This is a genomic window from Xanthomonas sp. CFBP 8443, assembly GCF_025666195.1.
GTDB lineage: Bacteria > Pseudomonadota > Gammaproteobacteria > Xanthomonadales > Xanthomonadaceae > Xanthomonas_A.
In genome coordinates, this window is record NZ_CP102592.1 from 566,386 (window position 1) to 582,704 (window position 16,319).

The following is a 16,319-nucleotide window of genomic DNA, read 5'->3' on the forward strand; positions in this document are numbered from 1 at the left end:
CCTGTTGGGAGCGGATGCGGGTGGTCTTCCAGCCATTGGCCGCGATGATCGACGCCGGGCGTTTCGGCCGGTGTGGCGGCTGAGGCCGCTCCTACAGAAGCGCGCAGCTGGCTGGCCGGAAGCACTGTAGGAACGGCTTCGGCCGCGACCGACAGGATTGGCGCGCAATGCATCGGATCGCTGCAACCTGCGCTCTGCGAAATAGCGCGCGCATCTCCGGCACCGGCCGCGACCAGCGCCGCGAACGCGATCAACTCTTCGCGGGCAGTCCACCGCTGCCCTGCGCAGCCGCCGCGCGCAGCTTGTCCTTCTTGCTCGGGCGCTTGCCCTTGATGCCGCCGGTCTGCGGCGCTGTCTCGGCGGCAGGCGCGGCCGTCTGCGTCGGTTCGAAACCGGCGATGCGTTCGCGCGGCACGCGCAGCCGTTGGCGCTTCTCGATCAGGAGCAGGTGCGCCTCGCTGGCCGCATCGACGAAGCTCACCGCCAGGCCGTCGGCACCGGCGCGCCCGGTGCGGCCGATGCGGTGGGTGTAGTCGGCGGTGGCGCGCGGCAGGTCGTAGTTGACCACCACCGGCAGCTGCGCGATGTCCAGCCCGCGCGCGGCCACGTCGGTGGCGACCAGGACCTGCAGCTGGCCGCTCCTGAACCCGGCTAGCGCCTGGTTGCGGCGGCCCTGGCTCAGTTCGCCGTGGAACGGCTGCGCCGCCACGCCGGCCTTGTGCAGCTTCTCGGCCAGGTTGTCGGCGCCGCGCTGGCTGGCCACGAACACCAGCGCCTGCGGCCAGGCCTCGCTGTGCAGCAGGTGCCGTAGCAGCGCGGTGCGCTGCGCGCTGTCGACCTCGATCGCGCGCTGGCGGATCGTCGCCGGGGCGGCGGCGGCTTCCTCGCCGATGCGGCGCGGTCCGCGCAGCAGGCGTTGCGCCAGCACGTCCACCTCGGCCGGGAAGGTGGCCGAGAACAGCAGGGTCTGCCGGCGCCGTGGCAGCAGCGCCAGGATCCGGCCCAGTTCCTCTTCGAAGCCCAGCGCCAGCAGGCGGTCGGCCTCGTCCAGGACCAGCGTGTGCACCGCGCCCAGATCGAGTGCGTTGTGCGCGGCCAGGTCGAGCAGCCGGCCCGGCGTGGCCACGACGATGTCGGCGCCGCCGCGCAGCTTCAGCATCTGCGGATTGATCGAGGCGCCGCCGGCGACCGCAGCCACCTTGACCCGTCGCGGCAGGTAGCGCCCCAGCGCCTGCAAGGTGTCGCCGACCTGTGCGACCAGCTCGCGGGTCGGGACCAGCACCAAGCTGCGCACGCGGCGGCTGGGCGGCAGCAGCGCCGCATGCTGCAGCAGCGGCAGCGCGAACGCAGCGGTCTTGCCAGAGCCGGTCGCGGCGCAGGCAAGCAGGTCCTCGCCGCGCAGGATCGGCGCGACCGCCTGCGCCTGGATCGGCGTGGGCGCGGTGTAGCCGGCGGCGTCGAGCGCGCGGGAAAACGCGGGCAGCAGCTCGGGGGCGAGGCCCAGCGTGGCGAATGGCATGCAGCGTGGTCCGGAAGAGGGCGGCGAAACGATGCCGTCGCGATGCGCTGCGGCGGACGTAGCCGCGCAGCCTACCCGCAGCCGGACGCCTATGCGAGGCGTACGCGTCTGGGAGGCCAATTGCCGCCGCTCGAAAGACGCTCGATCGGCGACAGCGGCCCTTGCCCGAGCGTCCTGCGGGAAACGGTCGCCGCAGTCGCCGCTCGCTGGCAAGGCGAGGTGGCGCGCGCGTGGAAAACCTGGCGCGGTGCTGGGTTGGTGCCGAACCGGTCGCGCGCGGCGACGACGTGCGCAGGCGCCTCGCCATGCGCACCGGCGATAGCGCAGTCCGCTGGCTTGCCCGCAACGCCGCGTGGCCATATCGCCGCACGGCCACCGGTCCAGGTGGTCGTGCGGCGGGTGGTACCGGCTGCCGCGGTTACTGGCAGGTCACGCCGACCGAACTGAACGCGGCAGTCACCGCCGCCGCCGAACGGCCCAGGTCGCTGGCCGCGGTGCGCACGCCGCAGGCGCCGCTGTTGAAGCTGGTGCTCGGGGTCCAGTACAGGCGGTTAGCGCGGGCGAATACCTCGAAGGCAGTGCGCGTGTTCCAGCCGGAGGTGGTGGCCAGCTTGTAGAACGCCTTGTTGTAGACGCCGGAGGAGTAGTGCACGTCGAGCCCGCTGCGGTAGTTGGCGGCATTGTCGATCGAGGCGCCATCCTGCGGCGGATTGGCCATGTAGCGCAGCGCGCCGTTGGACTTGAAGATCTCAGGGCCGACCAGGAAATCGTTGCTGCCCTTGAGGTAGTACTCGGTGGCCTCGCCGGCGATGTCCGAATACGCCTCGTTGATGCCGCCGGACTGGCCGGAGTAGGTGAGGCCGGAATTCTGCTCGGTGAAGCCGTGCGAGACCTCATGGCCGGCGACGTCGATGCTGACCAGCGGATAGAAGCGGGTGTTGCCGTCGCCGAAGGTCATCGTCGAACCGTTCCAGAACGCGTTCTCGTAGCGCGTGCTGTAGTGCACCCGCATCACCAACTGGAAGCTCAGCGGCGCCACCCCGGCATAGGCGCGGTACATCTTCTCGATGACGCCGCCGAAGTAGTGCGCATCGTTGATCGGCGAGTAGGCGCCGTTGATGGCCTTGTAGGTGTTGCGCGGGCAGGCGAACTGGTAGGCCGTGCTGCCGGAGGTGCCGCCATTGAGGTTCACCGACTTGACCGTGCTGTTCTGCATGCGGCAGTTGTTGTCCACCTCGAGGAAGCCGTGGATGCTGCCGCTGGTGCCGTATTCGTACTGCCCGGTCTTGGCGTTGCCGCCGGGGCCGGTGGCGTCGCGTGTGGTCAGCCCCTCCCACTGCCGCAGCACCGCACCGCTGCGCGCGTCGACGATCACGAATGGGCGGGTCGGTTCGCCGCCCTGCGGCGCGTCGGCGAAGAACGACACCACGTAGGCCATGTGTGCGCGGTCGTCGTCGTCCAGGTAGATCATCTGCGGCGCCTGTGCGCGCTCGATGCGGCGCGCGGCCAGCGCATCGCCGAGCGCGGCGCGCTTGGCCACGTCCAGCGCGCGATTGGCCGGCAGCAGCGCGGCTGCAGCGGCAGTCGCGGTGGCCGGCAGTTCGCTGGCCAGGCCGGCGACCGAGCGCCCGAACAGGCTGCGCACGCTGCCGTCGCTGCGCTCGCTGACCACGACGTGCTCGCCCCAGATCGGCACGCCGCGGAAGGTCTGCTGGTAGCGGCTGTGGACGGTGCCGTCGTCGTCGGTGCTGCTGCTCAGCAGGCTCAGCGCGGACTCGGCATCCAGCCCGACCAGCTCGGCATGGCGCACCGCGGCGGCCGCGGGCACGCCGCCGAGGCTGGTGGCGGCGGCCTTGTACTGGGTGTTGAGCGTGCCGAGATCCTTGCCGTGCAGATCCACGCGTTCGGCCGCGGCGGCGGAGGTGGCGGCGAGGGCGAGCAGCAACGACGGCAGCAGCGCCAGCGGGCGCTGGCGGCGGATGGACTGGGTCATTTGGAATTCCTCATGAGCGATAGGGAATGTCTTGCCGGCGCGGCAGCGCATGGCTGCCACGTTGCTTGCGGTTGCGTCGTGGATCGCGTCGGCATTGCGGCCAATGGCGCGCTGCCGTCCCCCTGGCAACGAACATAGCGATGCGGTTAGCGGCCGTGGTAGACGGCTTTCGCTCGGAGTGCCGATATGGGATGGCGAGCCTGCTATACCGTTTCGGCACACAGGCGGGTGGGGACGCCTGCGCCGTGATGAGTTTGCGGCAGGCGACGCTGCGGTTCGTGCCAAGGCGCACAATAATTGCGCCGCATTCCATGGCAGGTGCACTATTTCTCGCAAGCGGCGTGCGAACCGCTGCGGCGTGACGCGGCGCGACGGTATGGCGTTCGCGAGAATGGCGGAAAACACGCACGCCAGCTGGATGGCGTCGCATGCGAACGCTCGATTGCGATCCTTTCCTGGACTTGGAAATGCCGCAGCGACTTGTTCGGTACCGCGCCAACGATGGTCGAAGCGCTGACGCGCAGGACCGTCGGCTTGCGGTCTACGTTCGGCGATGGCAGCGCGGCGATCCGCTGCGGCTCGGTGAGGCCGTGCATGCGGCGCTGGTGCAGCGGCGGAACGTCAGCGGCGCGACGAGATGGCGCTGCAGATCATCCAGGCTTCGACGAGCAATTGATCCGACATGAGGGCCGCTGCTCCGTTGCGAAGCGGCGGCCCGCGGTTCAGCCCGCCAGCGCCAGGTCGTCGATCAGCGCGCGCAGGAAGCGCGCCGCTTCGCCGCCGGTGCAGGCGCGGTGGTCGAAGGTGACCGACAGCGGGATCAGCTTGTGCGTCTCGATGCCGCCCATCACCGGCACCAGCTGGTGGCGGGCGCGGCCGGCGGCGACGATCGCCACGCACGGCGGTACCACCACCGGGGTGGCGTAGCGGCCGGCGAACATGCCGAAGTTGGACAGCGAGATGGTGTAGCCGCTCAGTTCCGAGGCGGCGATGCTGCGCGCCTCCACCTGCTGGCGCAGGCGGCTGATGCCTTCGCGGATGCCGCGCGCATCGAGCATGTCGGCGTTGCGCAGCGCCGGCACGAACAGGCCGTCGTCGGTGTCCACGGCGATGCCGATGTCGACCTGCGCATGCAGGGTGCGGGTCAGCGCGTCGCCATCGAACCAGGCGTTGAGCGCCGGCACCGCGCGGCAGGCGGCGACGATGCCGCGCACCAGGCGCGCGGTCATGTCGTTGCCGGGCGTCCAGGCGTGGATGTCGGCGTCGTCGTTGAGCGTGGTCGGCACCACCTTGGCGTGCGCATCGGCCATCACCCGCGCCATGTTGCGGCGTACGCCCTTGAGCTGCTCAGGCTGGCCGTGCGCGGTGGCGCCCGGCGGCTGCGTGCGCATCGGCTTGCCGGCGGCGGACAGCGGCGTGCGCGTTGGTGCTGCGGTGGTGGGCGCGGTTGCAGGGGGGGCTTCCGCCTTGACCTGCGCAGGCCGTGCGGTCGCGGCGGAAGCCGCTCCTACAGCGGCCGAGCCGTCGGCGGCGGCCTGCTTCACGTCGGCCAGGGTCACTGCGCCGTCGCCGCCGCTGGCGCGTACCCGGGTCAGGTCCACCCCCAGTTTCCTGGCCAGCGCGCGCACCGCCGGCATCGCGCGCACGCCGCCGACCGAGACCGTGCGTTCGCTGTGCACGGTGTTGGAGCTCTGCATCGCGCCGACCACGGTGCCGGCGTCGTCGCGCTCGCTGCCGCCTTGCGCCGTATCGGCGTCGCGCAGTTCGCCGCCGTCGTCGGAGGCAACGACGCGGTCGTTGTCGCCCGGCGCATCCGCGCCGGCGCCCTTGCCGGGGCTGGCTGGCGCGGCGCCGCCATGGTGGTGGCCGGTGTCCTGGCCCTCGGCGCGCTGCGGCATGCTGGCGTCGGGCGCGAACTGCGCCAGCATCGCGCCGGTGACGACGATGTCGCCCGGCGCGCCGGCCAGTTTCAGCACCTTGCCGGAGACCGGCGAGGGCACCTCGACCACCGCCTTGGCGGTCTCCATCGACACCAGCGGTTCGTCGAGCCGGATGGTGTCGCCTTCCTTGACGAACCATTCGACGATGGTCGCGTCGGGCAGGCCTTCGCCCAGGTCGGGCAGGTTGAAGCTCTTGGTTTCGCTCATGTGGTCTCTTCCAGCAGTTCCAGGTCGCGTGCCGGCAGCCAGCCCTGCGCGCCATCGGCGCGCTCGGCCCACCACCAGTCGCCGTATTCGTGATGCAGGGTCACGGTGTCGCCCTGCACCGCATCGAGTTCGCGCGCATCGTAGTCGCGCAGCGCTTCGGCGTGGCCGTCGCCGGTGGCGCGCAGCCAGGCCAGCGGCGCCCAGCCGGCGCTGCCGGCGGCGGTGGTGGTCCACACGAACGCCGGCCATTCCTCGTCGCGCACGCCCAGCAGCACCCGCTCGCCGGCGGCGACGCGGAGCGGATGCGGGTAGGTGGCGCGGTAGTCGCTGAGCAGGCGCGCGCGCATGTCAGCCTGCGGCGACGGCACGCTTGGCCGCCGCGACGATCTTGTCCACGCTCGGCAGGTATTTCATCTCCAGCCGGAACAACGGGATGTGCGTGTCGTAGCCGGTCACGCGCTGCACCGGCGCGACCAGGTCGTACATCGACTGCTCGGCCAGGCGCGCGGCGATCTCGGCGCCGAAGCCGGCGCTGCGCGGGGCCTCCTGCACGATCACGCAGCGGCCGGTGCGCGCCACCGATTCGGCGATGGTGTCGAAGTCCAGCGGGCGCAGCGTGGCCACGTCGATGACCTCGGCGCTGATGCCGTCGGCGGCGAGCTTGTCGGCCGCTTCCAGCGCTTCCTTGACCTGCGCGCCCCACGCGACCAGGGTCACGTCGCTACCTTCGCGCAGCACGAAGCACACGTCCAGCGGCAGCGCCTCGCCGTCGTCGACCACCACTTCCTTGTACTGGCGGTACAGGCGTTTGGGTTCCATGTAGATCACCGGATCCGGCTCGCGGATCGCCGCCAGCAGCAGGCCGTAGGCGCGCTGCGGGGAGGACGGCAGCACCACGCGCAGGCCCGGCACGTTGGTGAAGATGGCTTCGTTGGCCTCGCTGTGATGCTCCGGCGCGCGGATCCCGCCGCCCCACGGCACGCGCAGCACCATCGGGCAATGCAGGCGGCCGCGGGTGCGGTTGCGCAGGCGCGCGGCGTGGCAGATCAGGTGATCGACCATCGGATAGACGAAGCCGTCGAACTGCGCCTCGGCCACCGGCTTCATGCCCTGCGCGGCCAGGCCGACGGTCAGCCCGGCGATGGTAGTTTCGTCCAGCGGCGTGTCCAGCACGCGCTGCGCGCCGAAGCGCTGCTGCAGGCCGGCGGTGGCGCGGAACACGCCGCCGTTGACGCCGACGTCCTCGCCCAGCACCAGCACCGACGGGTCGTGCTGCAGTTCCCAGGCCAGAGCCTGGGTGACCGCTTCGATCAGGGTGATGGGGGTGCTGGTCATCGGACTGTCTCCGCGCGCGGTGGCGGCGTGGTGGGCGGTGCCGGCCGCGTGCGTGGCGGCCGTGTCGGCAAGGCGGGGAGCGAGTTCATCCATGGCGCCGCTCCAGGGCGACGGCCTCGGCGCGCTGCGCGAGCAGCTCCGGCGGCGGGTCGGCGTACAGGTAATCGAACATCGCCTCCACTGGCTGCACCGGGGTGGCCAGGTAGGCGTCGACCTCGATGTCGACCAGGCGCGCGCATTCCTGCTTCCATGCCGCTTCCTCGGTCTCGCTCCACAGGCCCTGCGCGGTCAACCAGGTGCGTAGGCGGGTCAGCGGTTCGCGTTCCCAGGCCTGCTTGACCTCGGCCTCGTCGCGGTAGCGGCGGGCGTCGTCGGCGGTGGTGTGGTCGGACAGGCGGTAGGTCATGAATTCGATGACGCTGCCGCCCTGGCCGGACAGCGCGCGCTCGCGCGCCTGGCGCATCGCCTCCAGCACCGCGATCAGGTCGTTGCCGTCCACCTGCAGGCAATGCAGGCCGCCGGCCAGGCCCTTCTGCGCCAGGGTCTGCGCGCCGGTCTGCGCCGCGCGCGGCACCGAGATCGCCCAGCCGTTGTTGATCACGCACAGGATCAGCGGCAGCTGGTAGGCGCCGGCGGAATTGAGCGCGGCATAGAAATCTGTCTTCGACGAGCCGCCGTCGCCGCAGGTGGCGACCGCCACGTGGCCTTCGCCGCGCAGCTTGAACGCCAGCGCCGAGCCGGCGGCGTGCAGGCACTGGGTGGAGATCGGCACGCAGATCGGGAAGTCCTTGGCCGCGTCGGAATCGCGCAGGAAATCGCTGCCGCGCTCGTCGCCGCCCCAGTACAGCAATACTTCGCGCGGACGCACGCCGCGCATGAACATGGCGCCGTATTCGCGGTAGCTGGGCGCCAGCACATCGCCGCTGCGCATCGAGGCGCCGATGCCGATGTGGGTGGCCTCGTGGCCCAGGCACGAGGCGTAGGTGCCGAGCTTGCCGGTGCGCTGCAGGGCCACGGCCTTGCTGTCGAAGGTACGCACGTAGAGCATCTGCTTGAACAGTGTCAGCAGGGTCTGCGGGTTGGCCGAGTCGGCCGGAAGGGCGTCGCGGGCCGGCTGGCCGTCCGCGTCGAGGTACTGCAGGTATTCAATTTCGAATTGCGCGGCGATGGTCATGACGGCGGCACTCTCGACAACAAGTTTCAAATGATATGAGCTGGCATGTTAAGGAAGGCGTGCACAAAAGCCGTCCTGCACCGCAGCACGGCATCTTGCTGGATTGCAGCAAAAACGTGGATTGTGTTGGCTGCGCGCACTGCTGGCGTTCACTTGCGCGATTGCTGCGTTGCGATTGGCGGCTGCATGGGGTGCGGATGTCTATCGGTGGACGTTTAGCTCTGGGCATGATGGCGTCTGCCGTATATACGGGCGACTGCGCAAAACACACGTGCGGCTAGGAGCAGGATCAAGATCAAGAGCTTTCGCGCCTGCTGGCGCGAGTTACTTTTGTCTTGGCAAAAAGTAACCAAAACCGCTCCCGCCCGACACGAGCCGGTGCGATACAGCCGCACCGGTGCCCTGTGCTCCTCGCGGCAAGCGGCACGGCGCCCAAACTCGCTTCGCTCAGACAAGGGCGCCTCTTCGGCCGCTCGCCACTGCGGTGCTCGGCTCGCTTTAGGGCGGGAAGTTTTAGGAGCGACAGCTAACGGCAACAGCAAGAGCAACAGCAACGGCTCAAGAGCGGCCCTTCGGCTGTTCCCTTCTCCCCTCGGGACCATGGCTCCCTTTTCGGGGGAAGGTGCCCCGCAGGGGCGGATGAGGGTACGGGTGAAGCCTCGTGCGTCCAACTCAGCGAGACGCTTCGCCCCGTACCCTCACCCCAACCCCTCTCCCGAGGGGAGAGGGGCTTGGCTGTTTCCTTCTCCCATCGGGAGAAGGTGGCCCGCAGGGCCGGATGAGGGTACGGGCGAAGCCTCGTGCATCCAACTCAGCGAGACGCTTCGCCCCGACCCTCACCCCAACCCCTCTCCCGAGGGGAGAGGGGCTTTTACAGCCGAGGCCTCAAGGCGACGGCGGCCTCTGTAGCGACAGCAAAAGAAAAAGGGCGCGGCTTGCGGCCGCGCCCTTCGTTCTCCCCGCAGGCGGTTGCGCTCAGCGGCCGATGCGGGTGCTGAAGCGTGCCGTGTTGTCGGACGGGTCGGCATCGGGCGAGGCGGAGCTGGCGCTGGCCTGGATCACGATGGTGCGGTCGGCCGGCAACGGGCGGGTGGCCACGGCCAGGGTGAACGTGGTGCTGGCGCCCGGGGCCAGGTCGGCGCGGGTGCTGCACTGGAACTGCGCGCTGCGCAGGCCGTGGGCTTGCCGCACGCATTGCCAGCCGCGCGGCGGTACCAGCGCGGACAGCACCGACAACGTGTTGCCGCTGACGCTCAGGCTGGCGCGGCGCACCGGCGCATTGCCGTGGTTGCTCAGGGCGATGCGGTAGTTGGCGCCGAACGCGGTCAGCGGCAGCGTCGCCGGGCCGTCGATGCGCAGCGCCAGGTTGCCGGCAGGCGCGGCCTGCACCGCCACCGCGGCGCTGGCGCCGTTGTTGCCGGCGTTCGGGTCCTCGGTCTGCGAGGCGACCGAGGCGGCCAGGCGCAGCGTGCGGCCGACCAGCTCGGCGGTGGCCGGCACCGCTACCTCGAAGCGCTGCGCCGCACCCGCGGCGAACTGCGTCGTGGTGCAGGTGACCACGGTCTGCGCGCCCACGTCCGATGCCGCGCAGTCCCAGCCCGGGGCGGCGCTCAGGGTCGGCGTCACCGCCGCGTCGAGCGCGAAGGCGACCGCGGCGAAGCGGGCCGCGTCCGGACCGGCGTTGCCGACCTCGACGCTGTAGCGGATCGTGTCGCCGGCGTAGACCGCGTCATTGGCCGCGCTCGCGGTCACGCCCAGGTCGGCGCGCTGCAGCGGCTTGAGCTTGAGCAGCACCACCGCCGGGTCGTGGTCGGACAGCCGCGCCGGCGAATTGGCGTCGTTGCGCGCGGTGGCCGGGAAGTCGGCATTGAGCCGCGCATGGCTTTCGCTCAGCGTAGCGATCTGCGCCGAGCCCATCAGCGCGCTGTTGGCCAGCACGTGGTCCAGCGACTGCACGTTGCCGTCGTAGGCGTACGAGTAGCTCTGGTCCGGCGTGGACAGCAGGGTCAGGTTGTACAGGTCCGGGTCGACCAGGTCGGCGCCGTCGCCCTCGACCACGGTCTGCGCGTCGGCCGACGGCAGGCCGGTCACCGTGCCCATCGCATCGACGTAGCCGTCGTTGAACTCGAAGGCGTTGAAGTCGCCCATCACCAGCATCTGCTCGGCGGGATCGGCGGCCTGGCGCGCCTGCAGCAGGTTGGCCAGGAACACCGCCTGCGCCTGGCGCTTGGCGCGGATGCGCTGGCCGCTGGCGTCGTCGGTCTCGGCGCCGTTGAGCGAACGCTGGTGCACCTCGACCACGGTCAGCGGCAGCGTGCGGCCGTCGGCGAAATGCACTACTGCCTTCAGCAGCAGCGGCGGGCGATCGTTGAGCAGGCTGGTGCCGCCGGCCGGCTCGGTCCAGGTGGTGGTCTTGCCTTCCTGGCTGACCGACACGACCTCCACGCGGGCGACGCCGGCACCGACCGCGCCGGTCTTGACCAGGAAGCCGACGTCGATGCCGCCGACATCATTGCCTTCCTGCAGATAGGCCACGTACTGCGGATCGGGTTGGCCGGCGGCGACCGCATCGCTGTTGACGCGCGCGGCCAGGGTCTGCAGCACGCTCAGGCTCTCCACTTCCACCGTGCCCAGGATGTCGGGCGTGTTGAGGTAGTTGCGGATCGCCAGCGAGGCCTTGTTGAGCCGGGCCTGGTAGGCGGCCGGGGTCAGCACCGGTTCGCCGATCGCCGGATCGTTCTGGTCGTCGAAGAAGCGCTCCATGTTGTAGGTGGCGACGTTGACGTCGTCGGCCTGCGGCGCCGGGGCCGGCTTGGGCTGGTCGGCGCCGTTGCATTGCACGGTCGGCGCGGTTTCCGGATAGATCGTGTAGCGGCGGAAGCTGTAGTCCAGCGGTCCGCTGACGCCGAGCACCACGCAGCCGCCGGCCACGTCGATGCGCTCGCCGCCGAGGCCGGCGCTGCCCACCGCGATCACCTGCGGATTGGTGTTCCAGCGCGGCACGCCGGCCGGCGAGCCGGCCGGCAGCGGGTCGGGCTGCTGCACGCCGGGAGTGCGCCAGGCGCGCGGCAGGCCGGTGACCACGGCATGGAACACGCCGTTGCTGCTGGCGGTGGCGTTGGTCTCGTTGACGTTGCCGCCGGTGGGCGCGTTGACGGTCAGGCTGGGCGCGGCCACGCGCATGCCTTCCAGGCGCTCGAGCTGGTCGTAGGCGCCGCTCGGGTCGGGGAAGCTGGTGGTCAGCGTCACCGCGGCCGGCAGCGGATTGCCGGTGGACTGCAGCAGCACGGTTGGCGTGCCCAGCTCGGTCAGTGGCGGCTGGGTCGGGTCGGCGCTCGGCACGTACTCGAGCACGGTGGCCTGCACGCGCACCGCGTTGCCCACCGCGGCCTCGGCCGGCGGCGCGCTGCCGGTGTAGACGTAGATGCCTTCGGAGGTCTGCGGATCGGCATCGGCCTGGGCGTCGGGCGCCTGCAGGAAGAAGCCGGCGCTGCGCCGCGCGGTGACGATGCCGCTGGTGGCGACGATCTGCCCGACCAGCGGCGAACGTGCGCCGCTGCCCTGGATGCTGTGGATCGGCACCAGGTTGAAGTCGTCGTTGAGGATCACGCCGCTGGCGGTCAGCGTGGCCGGCAGGGCGCCGCTGATGCCGCTGACGTCGAGGTAGAAGGTCTCGTCGGGTTCGTTGGCGGTGTCGCCATCGACCAGCACGCTGACCTGCGCGCTGCTGTCGCCGGCGGCGATGGTCACGCTGGTCGCGGCCAGGGCCTGGTAGTCGCTGCCGGCGTTGGCGCTGCCGTCGCGGGTGGCGACGCTGAAGCTCACGCCGCCGCTGCCGGCCGGCTGGCTCAGGGCGACGGTGAACACGAACGCGGTGCTGCCGCTGTCGCCTTCGCCGCGGCTGACATTGGCCACGCTGGCCACCGGCTGGTTGCCGCCGCCGCACAGGTTGAGCGCCGCCGCGGCGTTGCGCGGGGTCGGCGCGCCGGTGGCGAAGTCGGCATTGTTGTTGTCGCTGTCGCTGCAACCGCCATTGCCGCGCAGCACCGCCAGGGTGTTGCTCGGCGCGGCGGTCGGCGCGCTGCCTTCGGCGCAGCTGGCGGTGCTGCCGTAGCCGACGAAATCGACGTTGCCGGCGGGGCAGGCGCCGCTCAGCGCGGTCGCCGCGTTGCTCAGCGCGATCTTGCCGGCGGTGCCGCTCATCGCGGTGGTGCCGGTGGCGTCCGGGGTCGGCAGCGCAGTGCTGCCGCCGCTGCCGTCGGCCTGCTTGACCAGGTAGTAGCCGCCTGCCGGGATGCTGCCGGCCAGCGCGGTGACCTGCCAGCTGCTGCCGGCGGCCGAGGCGTACTGCAGCGACCAACCGGCCAGGCTCACCGCCTCGCTGCCGTTGTTGTGCAGTTCGATGAAATCGCTCTTGTAGGTGGCGCCGCTGTTGCCGCCACCGCCGTAGACCTGGCTGATGACGACCTGGGCCTGGCCGGTTCCGGCACAGGCAAGCGCGCACGACAACACTGCGGCACGAAGCAGCATGGTTCGCATGACGAAGACTCTCCCCAATCCTTGAAGACGTGACGACGGATGACGATCGGGCGCCCCCCAAGGCGCCGGCTCGATTCTGCCCGAGTTTGCCGCCCGCCGCTGACCGGGATGTGACAGGCGTCGCTGCGGTACCCTTGCCGGCCCCGGACCGCCGTACCCGCCCATGCCCGTCGAACAGAACCAGCGCCCGCTCGAAGCCGGCATCCACACCGACCTGGAGGGCCGCCTGACCTACGGCGGCTACCTGCGGCTGGACCAGCTGCTGTCCGCGCAGCAGCCGCTGTCCGACCCGCCGCACCACGACGAGATGCTGTTCATCATCCAGCACCAGACCTCGGAGCTGTGGCTGAAGCTGCTGGCGCACGAGTTGCGCGCGGCGATCGTGCACCTGCAGCGCGACGAGGTCTGGCAGTGCCGCAAGGTGCTGGCGCGCAGCAAGCAGGTGCTGCGCCAGCTGACCGAGCAGTGGTCGGTGCTGGAGACGCTGACCCCGTCCGAATACATGGGCTTTCGCGACGTGCTCGGCCCGGCCTCCGGCTTCCAGTCGCTGCAGTACCGCACCATCGAATTCCTGCTCGGCAACAAGAACGCGCAGATGCTGCGCGTGTTCGGCCACGACCCGCAGGGCCAGGCGGCGCTGCAGGCGGTGCTGGAAGCGCCCAGCCTGTACGAGGAATTCCTGCGCTACCTGACCCGCTTCGGCCATGCCGTGCCCGAGCAGTACCGGGCGCGCGACTGGCGCCAGCCGCACGTCAGCGACCCGCTGCTGCGGCCGGTGCTGGAGCGCATCTACGAGAACACCGATCGCTACTGGCGCGAATACGCGCTATGCGAGGATCTGGTGGACCTGGAGACGCAGTTCCAGCTGTGGCGCTTCCGCCACATGCGCACGGTGATGCGGGTGATCGGCTTCAAGCGCGGCACCGGCGGCTCCAGCGGCGTGGGCTTCCTGCAGCAGGCGCTGGCGTTGACCTTCTTTCCGGAACTGTTCGAGGTGCGGACCTCGGTGGGGCTGGAAAGCCGGGACCGGGGACCGGGGACCGGGGACCCGGAAGCGGCATCGCAGGAACCGTAAGGCCACCGCCGGCGCCGCGCTTGCCAGGGAATCGTTGCGGCTGGGCGCCCCTGCTTTCCCGGTCCCTGGTCCCCGGTCCCCGGTCCCGCCAATTTGACGTCCCCGCCAACTGTCGGTGATGCTCGCCCGTTACCCGGCCCGGCCGGAATCGCCCAGCCCATACTGAATACGCAAGGGAACACCGCATGAGCGTTGACGACGTCGCGTCGCACCCCCCCGCCTCACCGCAGCCGGCGCAACCGCCCGAATTCAAGACCTTGCTGGGCCATCCACGGCCATTGTGGATGCTGTTCATGACCGAATTCTGGGAGCGCTTCGCGTTCTACGGGATTCGCTGGGCGTTGGTGCTGTACATCGTGGCGCAATTTCATGACGGCCAGGGGACGGGCCAGGCGCCGGCCAGCGCCACCTACGGCGCCTACCTGGCGCTGGTGTACGCGGCGGCGATCTTCGGCGGCTACATCGCCGACCGGGTGCTCGGCTACCAGCGCTCGATCCTGGTCGGTGCGGCGGTGATGTCCGCCGGCCTGTTCCTGATCTCGATCCCGAACCCGCAGATCTTCGAGCTGGGCCTGGCCACCGTGGTGGTCGGCAACGGCCTGTTCAAGCCCAACATCTCGACCATGGTCGGCCAGCTGTACAGCGCCGCCGACCCGCGCCGGGACAGCGGCTTCACCATTTTCTACATGGGCATCAACCTGGGCGCGATGATCGCGCCGTGGTTGACCCAGCAGCTGGCCGAGAAGGTGTTCGGCACCGCGGCGATGCCGTCGTACAAGATGGTGTTCATCGCCTCGGGCATCGGCATGCTGATCAGCCTGGTGTGGTTCTGGTTCGGCCGCGCCCAGCTCAAGGGCATCGGCGCGCCGATCCACGACGGCGCCAGCCGCATGCGCGTGGTGTACGTACTGCTCGGCATGCTGGTGGCGATCCCGGTGGTGTACCTGGCGCTGGCCGCCGGCGCCGGGGTGCTGCAGTGGATCCTCAGCACGATGTTCGTGATCCTGGCGGTGATGCTGCTGATCGAAGGCATCCGCAACGGCAAGGTGGCGCGCGACAAGGTGATCGCGATGCTGATCATCTTCGCCTTCAACGTGCTGTTCTGGATGTTCTTCGAGCAGGCGGGCAGTTCCTTCACCTTCCTCGCCGACGAGATCGTCAATCGCCGGTTCGGCGACTGGACCTTCCCCACCGCCTGGTTCCAGTCGGTGAACTCGCTGGCCATCATCACCCTGGCGCCGCTCATCGCCTGGATCTGGGTCAAGGCCGGCCGCTTCAATCCCTCCATCTCGCGCAAGTTCGCGCTGGGCCTGACCTTCAATGGCCTGGCGTTCCTGTTGCTGATGTTCGCGCTGTCGAGCCTGGTCGACGACGCCGGCAAGATCCCGTTCTGGACCCTGTTCATGGTCTACGTGATCCAGTCGGTGGGCGAGCTGTGCCTGTCGCCGATCGGCCTGTCGATGGTGACCAAGCTGGCGCCGCTGCGCCTGGTCGGCTTCGGCATGGGCGGCTGGTTCCTGTCCACCGGCATCGGCAACAACCTGTCCGGCATCTTCGCCAGCCATGTCAGCGGCGAGGGCGGGATGACGGTATCTTCCGCCCTGAGCGGGTATACCTTCGGTTTCTGGGCGCTGCTTGGCTCGGGCGTGTTGCTGTTCCTGATTGCACCGTTGATCAGCAAGCTGATGCACGGTGTCAAATGACGTGAGGTAGATCGCAATGTCGAACAAGACGATCAAGACGATAGGCAGCGCCGCGGCGCTGCTGCTGGCACTGTCAGGCTGCGAGAAGGCCGTCGCACCGGAGGCCGAGCAGGCCCCGGCCAAACCGTTGGACACCTCGGTGCAGAAGCCGCCGGTGGCCGATCCCAGCCAGCCGGTGGCCTCGGGCAATACGCCCGCCGCCGCCGACGTGGCCGCGGTGGCGGCGCTGAGCGCACAGTTCGACCCGGCCCGCGACCCGGCCAAGGACCTGGAGACCGCGCAGGTGGAAGCCAAGCGTGGCGGCAAGCGGATCCTGCTCGACGTGGGCGGCGAGTGGTGCTCGTGGTGCCACATCCTCGACCAGTTCATCGAGGGCGATGCGGAACTGCGCAGCTTCCGCGACGCCAACTACGTGTGGGTCAAGGTCAACTACAGCGACGACAACAAGAACGAGACGTTCCTGGCCCAGTACCCGAAGATCGAGGCCTACCCGCACCTGCTGGTGCTGGACGCCGACGGCAAGCTGCTGCAATCGCAGTTCACCGGCGAGCTGGAGAAGGGCAAGGGCTACGACCGCAAGAAGTTCTTCGACTTCCTCAAACAGTGGGCGCCGCCGCAGACCTGAGCGAAGCGGCAGTGCGTCTTGCTGGCAGCCGGAAGGCATTGAACCTGTAGGAGCGGCTTCAGCCGCGACGGGCTCTACCGGTAAAGCCTGTCGCGGCTGAAGCCGCTCCTACAGGGGTTCGTGCATCCGCCGGATCTCCATGTGGAGCGATTTCAGTCGCGACGGCTTTACCGAACGGCCCGTCGCGGTTGCAGTCGCTCCCATAGAGT

The 16,319-nt window shown here is 69.8% G+C and carries 11 protein-coding genes; 3 read left to right on the plus strand and 8 right to left on the minus strand.

Annotation, left to right across the window (positions count from 1 at the left end; translation table 11 throughout):
- Window positions 1-250: 250 nt before the first annotated feature.
- The 8 genes from NUG20_RS02295 to NUG20_RS02330 form a co-directional block, all read right to left on the minus strand.
- Window positions 251-1,519: a DEAD/DEAH box helicase gene (locus tag NUG20_RS02295; RefSeq protein WP_263396854.1), complete on the minus strand. Its 1,269-nt coding sequence runs from the start codon at window positions 1,517-1,519 to the stop codon at window positions 251-253.
- A gap of 418 nt (window positions 1,520-1,937) precedes the next feature.
- Window positions 1,938-3,512, minus strand: a complete 1,575-nt coding sequence (locus NUG20_RS02300) for a M4 family metallopeptidase (RefSeq protein ID WP_263396855.1) — start codon at window positions 3,510-3,512, stop codon at window positions 1,938-1,940.
- Window positions 3,513-3,835: 323 nt separating this feature from the next.
- Window positions 3,836-4,108: a hypothetical protein gene (locus tag NUG20_RS02305; RefSeq protein ID WP_263396856.1), complete on the minus strand. Its 273-nt coding sequence runs from the start codon at window positions 4,106-4,108 to the stop codon at window positions 3,836-3,838.
- A gap of 126 nt (window positions 4,109-4,234) precedes the next feature.
- The gene (locus NUG20_RS02310; RefSeq protein WP_263396857.1) at window positions 4,235-5,659 is read right to left on the minus strand and encodes a dihydrolipoamide acetyltransferase family protein; all 1,425 of its coding nucleotides are present in this window, start codon (window positions 5,657-5,659) and stop codon (window positions 4,235-4,237) included.
- Complete coding sequence (locus NUG20_RS02315) at window positions 5,656-6,006, minus strand: SH3 domain-containing protein (RefSeq protein WP_263396858.1); 351 nt, start codon at window positions 6,004-6,006, stop codon at window positions 5,656-5,658. The genes NUG20_RS02310 and NUG20_RS02315 overlap by 4 nt, the downstream gene beginning before the upstream one ends.
- A gap of 1 nt (window position 6,007) precedes the next feature.
- A complete protein-coding gene (locus NUG20_RS02320) occupies window positions 6,008-7,087 on the minus strand; it encodes an alpha-ketoacid dehydrogenase subunit beta (RefSeq protein ID WP_263396859.1) in 1,080 nt (359 codons plus the stop codon).
- Window positions 7,080-8,168, minus strand: coding sequence for a pyruvate dehydrogenase (acetyl-transferring) E1 component subunit alpha (pdhA, locus tag NUG20_RS02325; protein ID WP_263396860.1), 1,089 nt, complete (start codon window positions 8,166-8,168; stop codon window positions 7,080-7,082). Before pdhA ends, NUG20_RS02320 begins: the two co-directional genes overlap by 8 nt.
- Before the next feature lie 975 nt (window positions 8,169-9,143).
- A complete protein-coding gene (locus tag NUG20_RS02330) occupies window positions 9,144-12,707 on the minus strand; it encodes a lamin tail domain-containing protein (RefSeq protein WP_263396861.1) in 3,564 nt (1,187 codons plus the stop codon).
- 163 nt (window positions 12,708-12,870) lie between these two features.
- On the opposite strand from NUG20_RS02330, the gene NUG20_RS02335 reads away from it, so the two are divergent.
- The 3 genes from NUG20_RS02335 (at window position 12,871) to NUG20_RS02345 (ending at window position 16,110) form a co-directional block, all read left to right on the plus strand.
- On the plus strand, window positions 12,871-13,782 hold the full coding sequence (locus NUG20_RS02335) for a tryptophan 2,3-dioxygenase (protein WP_263396862.1): 912 nt from the start codon (window positions 12,871-12,873) through the stop codon (window positions 13,780-13,782).
- A gap of 185 nt (window positions 13,783-13,967) precedes the next feature.
- A complete protein-coding gene (locus NUG20_RS02340) occupies window positions 13,968-15,485 on the plus strand; it encodes a peptide MFS transporter (protein ID WP_263396863.1) in 1,518 nt (505 codons plus the stop codon).
- Between the two features lie 16 nt (window positions 15,486-15,501).
- Window positions 15,502-16,110, plus strand: a complete 609-nt coding sequence (locus NUG20_RS02345; RefSeq protein ID WP_263396864.1) for a thioredoxin family protein — start codon at window positions 15,502-15,504, stop codon at window positions 16,108-16,110.
- Window positions 16,111-16,319 lie beyond the last annotated feature (209 nt).

Coding starts and splice junctions, on each gene's coding strand:
- NUG20_RS02295 (WP_263396854.1), bottom strand. CDS start 1,519: ATGCCATTCGCCACGCTGGGCCTCGCCCCCGAGCTGCTGCCCGCGTTT.
- NUG20_RS02300 (WP_263396855.1), bottom strand. CDS start 3,512: ATGACCCAGTCCATCCGCCGCCAGCGCCCGCTGGCGCTGCTGCCGTCG.
- NUG20_RS02305 (WP_263396856.1), bottom strand. CDS start 4,108: ATGCACGGCCTCACCGAGCCGCAGCGGATCGCCGCGCTGCCATCGCCG.
- NUG20_RS02310 (WP_263396857.1), bottom strand. CDS start 5,659: ATGAGCGAAACCAAGAGCTTCAACCTGCCCGACCTGGGCGAAGGCCTG.
- NUG20_RS02315 (WP_263396858.1), bottom strand. CDS start 6,006: ATGCGCGCGCGCCTGCTCAGCGACTACCGCGCCACCTACCCGCATCCG.
- NUG20_RS02320 (WP_263396859.1), bottom strand. CDS start 7,087: ATGGATGAACTCGCTCCCCGCCTTGCCGACACGGCCGCCACGCACGCG.
- pdhA (WP_263396860.1), bottom strand. CDS start 8,168: ATGACCATCGCCGCGCAATTCGAAATTGAATACCTGCAGTACCTCGAC.
- NUG20_RS02330 (WP_263396861.1), bottom strand. CDS start 12,707: ATGCGAACCATGCTGCTTCGTGCCGCAGTGTTGTCGTGCGCGCTTGCC.
- NUG20_RS02335 (WP_263396862.1), top strand. CDS start 12,871: ATGCCCGTCGAACAGAACCAGCGCCCGCTCGAAGCCGGCATCCACACC.
- NUG20_RS02340 (WP_263396863.1), top strand. CDS start 13,968: ATGAGCGTTGACGACGTCGCGTCGCACCCCCCCGCCTCACCGCAGCCG.
- NUG20_RS02345 (WP_263396864.1), top strand. CDS start 15,502: ATGTCGAACAAGACGATCAAGACGATAGGCAGCGCCGCGGCGCTGCTG.